Consider the following 11487-nt stretch of genomic DNA (forward strand, 5'->3'; position numbering starts at 1 on the left):
CGAACAACCTTGGCGCATCATGTCAATCGGACTGCGCAATTGGGCGCATAGGTTCTAGCAATCAACGGTTGGTATAAGCAGCAACCTCCGGCCCGGCCGGCACCTCACCCGGAGGCACCATCGCCACCAGACGATCCCCCGGAACCGGCACGATCGTCACCGGATCCTCAGCCGAATGCACCACAATCCCCGAACCGGCCTTTAGGGTCAGCAGAACCAGACGATTACCGTCCGCCTGCGTTATCTGCTCCAGATTCTCAGCCGTAATCTCCAGAACCCGGAACCGCCAGCCCTGCTGCTCCAGCGTCTCCAGAAGCGTGTAATTCCAGGCCGGCTGACCCAGAACCTTGCCACGCGCATCCCGGCTCAGCCCGTGATAGAGATCCAGCCGCGCAATCCCCGGAGACACCTGATACACCCTGGCCCGGCCATAATGCGGCGCCAGATGCGCACACACCATCCCGTTGTAAATCGCATCAGGCGTCACCGCGAGAAGATAGTCCGCAGGCAGCTCCTCCAGACTCTCCGCCCCCGCCTGGGACAGAACCTCCACACACAGAACCGCAACACCGGCCCGCTGCGCCCGCTCCAGAAGCAGCGGAGACGTATCCGCCAGCGTCACCGGCGTCCCGGCCTCCCGCACCGCAACAGCCAGATCAACCGACCAGTTGCACGCACCGACAATACCAAGCGCCGGCACATCAGACAGCGTCAGCTTCAGACGCCGTGCGACAGGCGCAAGAGAAAACCCGTGCAGCAGCATCGTCGCGGCAATCAGGGCGAAAACGGCAGGCATAACCTTCTCCGCCCCCTCATACCCGGCCTCCACAAGACGGATTCCGGACACACCGGCCACAGCCGCCGCCACAATACCGCGCGGCGCGATCCAGCCCACAAACAGACGCTCACGCCGCGACAGGGAAGACCCGAGCGTGGAGATGAAAATGCTCAGCGGACGGACCAGAAACACCACCGCTCCCGTCAGCGCCAGAATCGGCCAGGACAGACCGGCAAGAACCTCCCGGTGCAGATCCGCCGTCAGCATGATGAACAGCCCCGAGACAATCAGGACGACAATGCTCTCCTTGAAACGGCTGAGCTCCGAAATCCCCGGAATCTTCATGTTGGCCAGCGCCATGCCGAACACGGTCGCCGCCATCAGACCAGCCCCCTCCAGCCCCAGACTGCCGATCGCATACACCACGAGAGACATGGCAATCAGAACCGGACTCTTCATCGTCTCGGGCATGAGATCATGCTCGAACAGCTTCTTCATGCCCCAGGATGCACCGATGCCGCTCGCCACGGCCACGGCACCGCTGATCAGAAGCTTGGGCAGAATCTCCATATAGAAAAGAACCGAATCCTGCCCCGATTTCAGCAGCAGAACCTCAAGCACCAGCGCCGCCAGAATCGCACCGAGCGGATCATTGATGATCGCCTCCCAGCGCAGGAACGCCGCAACCCTGGGCCGCAGCTTCGTATGCCGGAGCAGCGGCAGAACCACCGTCGGACCCGTCACGACAATGATCGCACCGAACAGAATCGCAGGCCCCCAGGCCAGACGCCCGATATAATGCGCCGCCGCAGACCCCAGAGCCCAGCTCACCGGAAGAGCCACCAGCGTCAGCCGGATCACTCCCTCTCCCGCCTCGCGCAGCTGCCGGAAATCCAGAGCCAGCCCGCCCTCGAACACGATCAGGGCCACGGCAAGAGAAACAACCGTATGATAGATCGGCCCCAGCTCACGCGCCGGATGCAGAACACCCAGCCCCGGCCCCATCAGAAGACCGAGACCGAACAGAAGCACGATCGCCGGAAGCCGGAAACGCCACGCCACCCACTGCGCAGCCATTCCGCCACCCAGAACAAGAAACACCAGAGCATACAGAAGACCGGCGTCAGTCATTCATTCCCCTCACCTGGACAGAAATATTGCCCCCCACCCCGGGCAGGACCGGACACTCCCGCAACCGCCCGCAGCCACACACCCGCATCAGGGAACACTCACACTGATACCAGTATCGGGGTCCATAAAAAAATCAGAAACCGCAGTCATATCCGCAAGACGCCTGTGCAGCGACAAAAGAGAAATTTTCTCCTCCGCCTCCACCCTGATCCGCAGGCTCTCCGCTGAACCATCCGGGATATAAGAACCCCGAAAGCAAAGCCCCCTGATCAGCCGCCTCCCCGGCCATATCCCCCCGTGCCGGATCACACCCGGGCAACAGGAGAACACGCGATGCTCTCACCGGACACTGAAAAATCCCGGCCGCAAAGGACCGGGACCGGACCGCATCAGGGAACGGATGCCGTCACATTGAGCGCAGGCAGCAGCAGCGCGGCACCCACAGCACCCATGCGCAGACCCTGATCAATCTGGCTGAGCGGCACAGGCTCTTTAGGCTGCATGCTGACAGTCATGCTCTTCTTCGATGCATCGCTGAAATACGGCGCCACCTGTGCGGCAGGACCACCCATCGACGTCAGAACCTTCGCAACCTGAGCCCGCATATCCGCCTCCGTGGTGCCATGCTGAGCGGCCACAGCCTTCAGAAGCTTCCCGGTCAGTCCGTCATCGGTCCAGGTCAGGATCATCTGCTTCAGCTTCATGTCACGCGAAGGATCCACGCTCCCCGGAGTTGCAGGATTCCTGACCCCCGTCAGCGTCAGGTTGACACGCAACGTCCCCATACCGTGCAGAATGTAGTCAGCAGGCGTGATATCCATCGTCCCTGCCGGATAATCCGACATCCCCTTCGCCTTGATATCCAGAACGATGTCCTTGTATCCGGCGTTCGCAAGGAGCGGGAAAATACTCTTCGTCAGGCTGTCACCGATGGTCAGCCCCTGCAGAGTTCCCTCGGAATCATACACCCCCTCCGAACGCATGACGGAACCGGCCTCTATCGTCCCGAGAGGTATCCGCGCCAGAACCGGAGCGCCTGAAGGATCAGCAATCGTAATGTCGCTCTGCCCGACCGAAGAATGAGAAGTGCCTTTCTCCGAAGTCGTTTTCACCGCACCGATGGAAAGTATGACTTTCATCGTCGGCAGAGTGTGATCCGCTGAACCGGTCGTCAGAATCGTCCCGGTCAGCCCTTGTGGTATCTCCAGTACGTTCGTTCCGGCAGCAGATACTCCTGAGACGGACGCAGACTTCATCCCAACCACAATCCCACAATCCAGATGCGTATCAGAAAAATCAGCATGACCGATACGGGTCTTGCCAGACGTGATCCCTGAAGCATTCCCGATCCTGCCCGTGGCAAACGCCTCAGACAGGGCATCGCCATACGCACGCAGCGCCGGAATATCAAAAACCAGATCAGATCCCGATACACGCGCCACGGACACTGAACATCTGCCCGGAGCACCACCCTTCAGGCCGGACATATCCAGATGGCTGAAAGAGACCACATCCTGCGCGCTCTTGCCCGCACCGGAGAAAGTAATATCATCAGCCGTCACCGGCGCACGCCCGGCCGAAACGAACTGCACCCCGGTCAGATGAACCTGACCCGTGGCAGAGGCCTCCGCCGTCTTCCAGGTCAGGGACGAACCCGCCGGAAGCCCCGCCTTAAGCTGCGCAAGAGTATCGTCAAGACGCGACTGCGCCATATGACCGACAACAAGCCAGCCTCCTGCAACAACAACCGCGACAACCGGCAAAGAGACCAGAAGAGCTTTTTTATTCATTCGGATATTACTTTCTGAATCTATGTACACCGCTTTTCCGGCGACGCGGCAGAGTACGGAATTACCGCAGAACCCTTCAGAAGTGATAGGTGGTGCAGCACAGTATGGCAAGCCAGTCTTGCGGTATCATAATACCATACAAAAAAACCGCAGAAATTCAGGGGCTGCAGCCCGATTCCCTGCTCTTTCCCCTTGACGGACGCCCCCGGCCTGCGCATAAGGCCCCACCGATTGTCTCATCCATTCCTGAACGGAAGAGCGTAGTATGAAAACCACCCTTTCGCTGAAGCCTGCGGAAGTGACGAAGAACTGGATCCTGATCGACGCCGAAGGCATCGTTCTGGGTCGCCTCGCCACCATCGTCGCAAACCGCCTGCGCGGAAAGCACAAGCCGCAGTTCACCCCGCACGTCGATTGCGGCGACCACGTCGTCATCATCAATGCGGAAAAAGTAAAGCTCACAGGCAACAAGGTTGCCCAGAAGCTGTTCCACTACCACACCGGCTACCCGGGCGGCATCAAGACCCGCACGATCACGCAGCGCCTCACCGGCAAGCACCCCGGCAGCGTCGTGGAAAAAGCCATCGAGCGCATGATCACGCGCGGCCCGCTGCAGCGTCAGCAGATGCGCAATCTGCACGTCTATGCCGGACCGGAGCACCCCCACGCCGGTCAGCAGCCGCAGGTTCTGGACGTCGCGTCCCTGAACCGTAAGAACACAGCCGTCGCGAAGAGCGGAGTCTGATATCCATGTCTGAAACCCAGGAACGCACAGGCTCCCTCGCCGATCTGAAGAACGTGGCTGACGCCATCGTCACGGCGCCCGAAGCCCCCGTCTACGAAGTCAAGCGCGACGCCCAGGGCCGCTCCTACGCAACCGGCCGCCGCAAGGACGCCGTCGCCCGCGTATGGATCAAGCCGGGCAAAGGCGACATCACGGTCAACGGCCGCCCGGTCGGAACCTATTTCGCCCGTCCGGTGCTGCGCATGCTGCTCACCCAGCCCTTCCTCGTGACCGACCGCTATAACCAGTTCGACGTCGTCTGCACTGTCGTCGGTGGCGGCCTGTCCGGTCAGGCCGGTGCCGTCCGTCACGGAATCAGCCGCGCGCTGACGCATTACGAGCCGAGCCTCCGCGGCGTGCTGAAAGCCGCTGGCTTCCTCACCCGTGACAGCCGTGAGGTCGAGCGTAAGAAATACGGTCGCGCCAAGGCCCGCCGCTCCTTCCAGTTCAGCAAGCGCTGATCTCTCCGGAAGAAGAACGGAAAAACCGCCAGGGCCCTGCTCTGGCGGTTTTTTTATGCCCTCAGCCCGGAACAGAAGACAGCAGAACCAGCAGATCAGTAACTTCAGTCCCAGCGTCTGTAACAAAGCCGATGAGGAATGGGGCAAGGTCACCGCAGAAACGCAGAGGCCGGAAAATCTGCTTCCGATAGATGCACTGAAGAAAGTGCGCTGCCCGAAAGCTGCTGAACCTCTCCCAGGGAAGCCACGCCTGCAAAAGAGCAGGAGGAGCCTCCCGGGTCCGCCTTCAGGGGTAGGAGATCGTAAACGATGCAATCGCGGAGATCTTCCCCCCGCTGACCGAAGACGCCGTCTGATAATACCGCGCATAATAGCTGATCTGAGACATCCCGGACGGCACCGCCCCGGCAGATACAGCCTCCCCAAGAATCACGGGGGACTGACCAGAATCAAGAATCTGAATGCCGATGCCCTGCGCCGCCTGCGCCCCCGAAAGAGTTGAGAGGATCACACCCGTCGCCGACTGGTCCTTCATCGTGCTATCAAATGTCACGGCAGGAGAGACGGCCTCCGCGCAGTTCAGACCGATCGAAAATCCCTGCAGACCAGCCGTGGATCCGACAGACCTGAAACGATCCGAAGCCATCGGAGGCAGTTCGACCGATATATCCGAAGTGCTCACGCTGCAGGCCTGAACAGCCGTAATCACGGCCTGCGTGATGGAAAAATAGACATCGGGCTGACTGTCAAAATTCAGAGCCGCAATGTTTCCCGAAAGAACGGACTGCGCCGCAATATCCCCGGTCTTGTAAAGCTCAATATAAAACGGCCAGTTCCGCAGATCCATCGTATTCGCCCCGGCGATCGGCTGGGTGGCCAGACCGTCAGGCGGCTCGTACATGCTCTTCTTCACATTATATATTCTGTATCCGATGCCCTGAACCGACGTGGGAAAGATCGCATCGGCGGATGTCGGCTGGCTCCCGCCCGACATGTTCTGCAGCCCGGTGCTGACCCCGGAACCGACACAGTACAGATGCGCCGTGGTATCGCCGTAAGCGAACTCCTCCTCCGCCCCCTGAACGGGATAGATCGTGTCAGACGTCCAGAATTTCTGACCATTCTGCGTACCAAGCGGAATCGTGATCTCCGTCCCGGAAAACGTCGCGGTCGAAACCGGCCAGTCCGTGGCACTGCAGTAATCGGCAAAAGCCGGCCTCACACTGGCAGCCATAAGCGCAATAAAGACTGACAGAAGGGACACATACTTCATATGTCATTCAATGCCGGTGAAATATGATGTTCTGATTAACAGGCCTGCCCGACACCTGAAAAAGCGATATCAAAAAACAAAAAATACAGTATAAAAAAAAGAGAATAACCATATCTCCAACCGGCGGAAAGCACCCGCTCCCGATCAGAACCCTGACATCTCACCGCAAAAAAATATTACACCCCCATCACATTTCAGACCCCCGTATCATCCCCCTCCCGGAACGGCCTCAGGTTTTTCTTGACGCAGACCATCAGGATCGCCAGCCATGATCCGATGGACACAACCAGCCTCATCGCCCTGCTGCTGACACTGGCGCTCGGCTTCAGCATCGCCAACCACCACACGCTGAAGCTGCCGGTCACCATCGGCGTGCTGATCTTCTCACTGCTGACATCGCTGCTCATCATCACCCTGCACGCCCTCCTCCCATCCGCAGACCTCCTCGGCACCTCCCGCAGGGTGCTCAGCGCGGTCGATCTCCCCAAAGCCCTGCTCGACGGCGCCCTCGCCCTACTCCTGTTCGCCGGCGCCATGCAGGTCGATATCAGTCACCTGCGCGCGAAACTGGCCTCCGTCACAGCCCTGGCCATCCTCGGAACCGTCCTCGCCGTCATTCTGCTCGCAGGGGCCGCCTGGGGCATTTTCAGTCTCGCCGGACATCCCGTGCCCTTCGCCTGGTGCGTCATCCTCGGCGCCATCCTGGCCCCGACAGACCCCGTCTCCGTCGTCGGAATGCTGCACCGCCTCGGCCTGCCCGCACCGCTCCAGGCCGTGTTCGCCGGAGAAAGCCTGTTCAATGACGGCGTCGGCGTCGTGATCTTCGGCGTGACCATAGGACTGGCCACGGGAGACAGCTCCCACCTCACAGCGCAGGACGTCGCCCTGAGCTTCCTCCGCGAAGCCGTCGGCGGCGGACTGCTCGGCGCGGCCACGGGATGGACCGCCCTGCGCGTCCTGCGCAGCCAGAGAGACCTGCATATCGATCTCCTGACCTCGCTCGCCCTCGCCACCGGAACCTTCAGCCTCGCCGGACTGCTCGGCATGTCCGGCCCCATCGCCGTCGTCATCGCAGGCCTGTTCTTCGGACTGCACGGCGCACAGTCCGGCCCCGTCGCCGAAAGCCGCCGGGAACTCGACACCGCCTGGACGCTGCTCGACGAGGTCCTCAATGTCCTGCTCTTCCTGCTCATCGGCTTCGAACTGCTGGAAGTCCCGCCCCTGCTCTTCCCCGTCCTCGCCACGCTGGCCATCATCCCGCTCTCCATCCTCGCAAGACTGCTGAGCGTGGTGCTGGCCACACTCCCGGCCGGACTGAGCGGCAAAGACAGGCGGCGCTCGCTCGGAATCCTGACATGGGGCGCCCTGCGCGGCGGCATCTCCGTCTCCCTCGCCCTCGGCCTCCCGCCCGGAGAGATGCGGGACCTCCTGCTGCCCGTGTGCTACGGCGTGGTCGTGTTCACCATCATCGTCCAGGGCCTGACCATGGAGCGGCTGGTCCGGCGGCTCTACCCCCGGCCCTGAAAACACGGAATCACAGAAAAAAGCACCCGGATGCTGACCGGGAATTTACCTCTGTGCGTCATACAAGTATCACTGTCGGACATCACTGTCCCGGGGACAGGCAGCCGGACCGGCCGACTGCATCAGGATCTGTAAGAGAGAGAGAATGCGCAAGGCTGCTCTGGTAACCTCCCTTCTGCTGCTGAGCGGCTGCTCCGGGTTTGGAAAATGGCTTTCTGACACGGCAACACTCCCCGGCGAGAACCCGAACGCCCCTTCCGGGGATTCAGAAAATCTCCGCCGGGCCAAAGGCTACGGCGTGGCCGAACAGCCGGTTCTGGAAGAGGGCGGCAACGTCTGGCCGGGACCACCCCCGCCCCTGCCCACACTCGCGGATGTCGCGAAAGAGCATAACGACCTGACAGAGGCAGGCCCGAACAGCCTCGGCGGCACGCTCGGCGCGCTCGGTCCGGAACTGAAGGACGGCAGCAGCATGTCCGTCGGAGATCAGCAGAGCTTCTCCGGCCAGGGCCTGCCCGCCTCCGAACCCGATGCCGCAAAAGGTCTGGCCGTCAGACCGCAGAGCGCCACCATCCAGATCCCCAACGGCGACGGCAGCACAACCCTCATCCATCCCGACGGGACGGTGCAGACGATAAAATCCGGCGCAGCCCCCTCATCACAGACCGGTCAGAAAGCCGCCTCCCCCGCACCGCAGCCATAACACGCACCGGTGATGCCCCCCGCATCCTCCGGGATCGTGGTGGTCGGAAGCGGCCCCGCGGGCCTTGCCGCCGCGGAGACGCTCTCCGCCGCCGGACTGCCCGTGACGATTCTCGAACGGATGCCCAGCCCGGCCAGAAAGCTGCTGATGGCCGGACGCAGCGGCCTGAACCTGACCCACAGCGAATCTCTCCCCCTTTTCCTCAGCCGCTACGGCGCAGCGGAATCCTGGCTCGCTCCCGCCCTGAACGGTTTCTCCCCCAATGACACGGTGTCCTGGGCAGAAAGCCTCGGACAGGCGTGTTTTACCGGCACATCCGGACGTATTTTCCCCCGGGTAAAAAAGGCATCTCCCCTGCTCCGCGCCTGGCTCGCCCGTCTGCAGGACCAGGGCGTGACCCTGCGCACCCGCACCGAATGGACCGGCTTCACACCCGACCATCACCTCCTGGTCCGGACCGCAGGGAAAGGGATCGAAGCCCTCAGCCCCGCCGCAACCATCCTGGCCACCGGCGGCGCAAGCTGGTCCCGGCTCGGCTCAGACGGTGCCTGGGCACGGATTCTCACGGAGCAGAACCTGCCGGTCGCCCCGTTCCGCCCCGCAAACTGCGGATTCCACTTCCCCTGGTCCGAACCCTTCCGCAACCGCTTCGCCGGAGAACCGCTGAAATCCGCCCTGTTTTCCGCAGGCGGAGAACATATCCGCGGAGAGGCCGTGATCACGGAGCGCGGTCTTGAGGGCGGCGCGATCTACAGCCTCTCGGCACGGCTGCGCGACGGGATCGACGCCACCGGATCCGCCCGGCTGAGCATTAATCTCCGGCCTGACATGACGGAAGCACAGATCGTCACACGCCTGAACGCCGTCCGCGCCAGAGAAAGCCTGAGCAACAGACTGCGCAAGGCCCTGCGCCTCTCGCCTCTCGCCATCGCCCTGCTGCGGGAGACAGGCCCCCTGCCCGCAACGGCACAGGAACTGGCCGCGCTGATCCGCACCGTGCCGCTGCGCCTGACAGCCACGGACGATATGGATCGCGCCATCTCCGTGGCCGGCGGGCTGATGGCGGATGCGCTGGATAACCATTTCATGATCCGCACCATGCCCGGCGTGTTCGCCTGCGGAGAAATGCTGGACTGGGAAGCCCGCACCGGCGGCTATCTGCTGCAGGCCTGTCTTTCCACAGGCCGCGCCGCAGCACAGGGGGCTGTTGCCTGGTTGCGCTCCGCCCCCCGGACCCTGTAACTCCTCCCGCATGAACGACACCGTTTCCGGCCCCGGCGCCCTCGTACTCGGCGAGAAGAGCGGAGGAGAATCCGCCTGTATCGATCTGCCGGAACTGCTGGCGACACGCCTACTCGTGCAGGGCAATTCCGGCTCGGGTAAATCCCATCTCCTCCGCCGCCTGATGGAACAGTCGGCCCGGCTGGTGCAGCAGGCCGTCATCGACCCGGAAGGCGACTTCGTCAGCCTGTCGGACGTCTACGGGCATCTCGTGATTGATGCGGCAGACCATACGGAGGAAGCCCTGCAGGCTGCGGGAGAGCGCATGCGGGTGCACCGCGCCTCCGTCGTGCTCAATCTTGAGGGACTCGATGCCGACCTCCAGATGAAACGCGCGGCAGCCTTTCTCGGTGGCATGTTCGATGTCCCGCGCAGTCACTGGTATCCGGTCCTGGTCGTGGTTGATGAGGCACAGCTCTTCGCACCCGCTGCGGCCGGAGAGGTGTCTGACGAAGCCCGCCGCGCCTCTCTCGGCGCAATGACCAACCTCATGTGCCGCGGTCGCAAACGCGGACTTGCCGGGGTGATCGCCACGCAGCGCCTGGCTAAGCTGGCAAAGAATGTGGCGGCCGAAGCCTCGAATTTTCTTATGGGCCGGACATTTCTCGATATCGATATGTCCCGGGCCGCCGATCTTCTGGGTATGGAGCGCCGCCAGGCCGAAGGCTTCCGTGATCTGCCGCGCGGGCAGTTCATGGCGCTGGGACCGGCCCTGTCCCGCCGCCCGGCCATGATCAGGATCGGTGCGGTCGAGACGGAAAGCCGCTCCGCCGGGCCCGTTCTAGTCCCCTTCGAACCTCCGTCAGACCAGGTGCATGATCTGATTCTCGCCCCCCTGCCGGTTGCGGAGCCCCGCACCCCCAGGCCGTCCAGGCCGCCTCCGCCGGATCTGAACAGCGTACTGGCCGCACATGGCGAGACCCGCGCCCGCGAGGACGCCGTGCAGAGCCTTCAGGAAGAAGAACAGCAGAATCCCGAAGAGCGCCGCCGGATGCTGGCGGCCCTTCTGCACGAGATTCTTGCGGATGAGGAAGACGGATTCCGTCCCCCTGCCGCGCTCTATCAGGATTTTCTGGTGCGCTGCAGGATTGCCGGACTGGGGCGGGATGCCATGGACATGAAAAGCTTCCGGCAGGCGCTGGCTACGGCCCGAAGCGGTGTCTCGGCCGATACGCAGGACACGCCGGAGTGGCAGGAAGCCGAAGCGATCGCAGCCCGAGTGCCCGAAGACATGCAGCCCGTGCTCCTCACCCTGGCGCGGGCGGCGATCGGACGGGAGTCCTGCCCCCCGGATCGCGTGATCGCCCGGGTCTATGGCACGCATTCGACCGGCCGGGCGCGGCGGGCACTGATATGGCTGGAAGAGCGGAATCTGATCGTCTGCCGGAAGGACGGCGCAGGCCGCAGGAGCATTGCCTTCATCGGCGCGGACTGGGAAACGCTCCCGGGAAATCCGGACGACTGAAACAGCGGAATATATGTGAAGACTCGCGGATGGGCGGTCCGTGGTCAGAAAAAATTAATACTCTGCTGACTATTCTTCCCGGACACGGAGAGGATACCAGCGAATGTCCAGAAAGACGGCCTTTGTACTCGGGAGCACCGAACACGGCTCCATGATTCTGAATCGTTTCGACTACAACTGCCACTCAGGGTCATATTACGGCGTCGGTGACGTGCCGCCCTTTTTGTATCCACTCAAAAGGAGAGTTCCCGTTTTTTATGGCCTGGGGTTGATGGGATGACAAGGGTCTCGGGGGCA

General features: G+C 62.2%; 9 protein-coding genes. 6 read left to right on the forward strand and 3 right to left on the reverse strand.

Annotated features, from left to right (window positions below; translation table 11 throughout):
* Positions 1-61 precede the first annotated feature (61 nt).
* Together LOC54_RS09205 and LOC54_RS09210 are read right to left on the reverse strand one after the other, a co-directional pair.
* Positions 62-1909, reverse strand: coding sequence for a sodium:proton antiporter (locus LOC54_RS09205; protein ID WP_279313519.1), 1848 nt, complete (start codon positions 1907-1909; stop codon positions 62-64).
* A 389-nt stretch (positions 1910-2298) separates the two neighbouring features.
* On the reverse strand, positions 2299-3699 hold the full coding sequence (locus tag LOC54_RS09210; protein WP_279313520.1) for a hypothetical protein: 1401 nt from the start codon (positions 3697-3699) through the stop codon (positions 2299-2301).
* Between the two features lie 265 nt (positions 3700-3964).
* On the opposite strand from LOC54_RS09210, the gene rplM reads away from it, so the two are divergent.
* Together rplM and rpsI are read left to right on the forward strand one after the other, a co-directional pair.
* Positions 3965-4444: a 50S ribosomal protein L13 gene (gene rplM / locus LOC54_RS09215; protein ID WP_279313521.1), complete on the forward strand. Its 480-nt coding sequence runs from the start codon at positions 3965-3967 to the stop codon at positions 4442-4444.
* Positions 4445-4449: 5 nt separating this feature from the next.
* The gene (gene rpsI / locus LOC54_RS09220) at positions 4450-4944 is read left to right on the forward strand and encodes a 30S ribosomal protein S9 (RefSeq protein ID WP_279313522.1); all 495 of its coding nucleotides are present in this window, start codon (positions 4450-4452) and stop codon (positions 4942-4944) included.
* A gap of 286 nt (positions 4945-5230) precedes the next feature.
* Here the strand turns inward: rpsI and LOC54_RS09225 are convergent, their stop codons facing one another.
* Positions 5231-6217, reverse strand: coding sequence for a fimbrial protein (locus LOC54_RS09225; RefSeq protein ID WP_279313523.1), 987 nt, complete (start codon positions 6215-6217; stop codon positions 5231-5233).
* 276 nt (positions 6218-6493) lie between these two features.
* Between LOC54_RS09225 and LOC54_RS09230 the strand changes: the two genes are divergently transcribed.
* The 4 genes from LOC54_RS09230 (at position 6494) to LOC54_RS09245 (ending at position 11190) form a co-directional block, all read left to right on the forward strand.
* On the forward strand, positions 6494-7741 hold the full coding sequence (locus LOC54_RS09230) for a sodium:proton antiporter (RefSeq protein ID WP_279313527.1): 1248 nt from the start codon (positions 6494-6496) through the stop codon (positions 7739-7741).
* Positions 7742-7886: 145 nt separating this feature from the next.
* Positions 7887-8444, forward strand: a complete 558-nt coding sequence (locus LOC54_RS09235) for a hypothetical protein (RefSeq protein WP_279313524.1) — start codon at positions 7887-7889, stop codon at positions 8442-8444.
* A 12-nt stretch (positions 8445-8456) separates the two neighbouring features.
* Positions 8457-9686 (forward strand): TIGR03862 family flavoprotein, encoded by a 1230-nt coding sequence (locus LOC54_RS09240; RefSeq protein WP_279313525.1) that lies wholly within the window; start codon positions 8457-8459, stop codon positions 9684-9686.
* Positions 9687-9696: 10 nt separating this feature from the next.
* On the forward strand, positions 9697-11190 hold the full coding sequence (locus LOC54_RS09245) for an ATP-binding protein (protein ID WP_279313526.1): 1494 nt from the start codon (positions 9697-9699) through the stop codon (positions 11188-11190).
* Positions 11191-11487 lie beyond the last annotated feature (297 nt).

The sequence above is a fragment of the Acetobacter sp. AN02 genome (genome assembly GCF_029759835.1).
In the GTDB taxonomy this organism is placed as follows: Bacteria; Pseudomonadota; Alphaproteobacteria; order Acetobacterales; family Acetobacteraceae; genus Acetobacter.

Bases quoted from the DNA above. Each gene is read 5' to 3' on its own strand.
- LOC54_RS09205 (WP_279313519.1), bottom strand. From the start codon at position 1,909: ATGACTGACGCCGGTCTTCTGTATGCTCTGGTGTTTCTTGTTCTGGGT.
- LOC54_RS09240 (WP_279313525.1), top strand. From the start codon at position 8,457: ATGCCCCCCGCATCCTCCGGGATCGTGGTGGTCGGAAGCGGCCCCGCG.
- LOC54_RS09210 (WP_279313520.1), bottom strand. From the start codon at position 3,699: ATGAATAAAAAAGCTCTTCTGGTCTCTTTGCCGGTTGTCGCGGTTGTT.
- rpsI (WP_279313522.1), top strand. From the start codon at position 4,450: ATGTCTGAAACCCAGGAACGCACAGGCTCCCTCGCCGATCTGAAGAAC.
- rplM (WP_279313521.1), top strand. From the start codon at position 3,965: ATGAAAACCACCCTTTCGCTGAAGCCTGCGGAAGTGACGAAGAACTGG.
- LOC54_RS09235 (WP_279313524.1), top strand. From the start codon at position 7,887: ATGCGCAAGGCTGCTCTGGTAACCTCCCTTCTGCTGCTGAGCGGCTGC.
- LOC54_RS09230 (WP_279313527.1), top strand. From the start codon at position 6,494: ATGGACACAACCAGCCTCATCGCCCTGCTGCTGACACTGGCGCTCGGC.
- LOC54_RS09225 (WP_279313523.1), bottom strand. From the start codon at position 6,217: ATGAAGTATGTGTCCCTTCTGTCAGTCTTTATTGCGCTTATGGCTGCC.
- LOC54_RS09245 (WP_279313526.1), top strand. From the start codon at position 9,697: ATGAACGACACCGTTTCCGGCCCCGGCGCCCTCGTACTCGGCGAGAAG.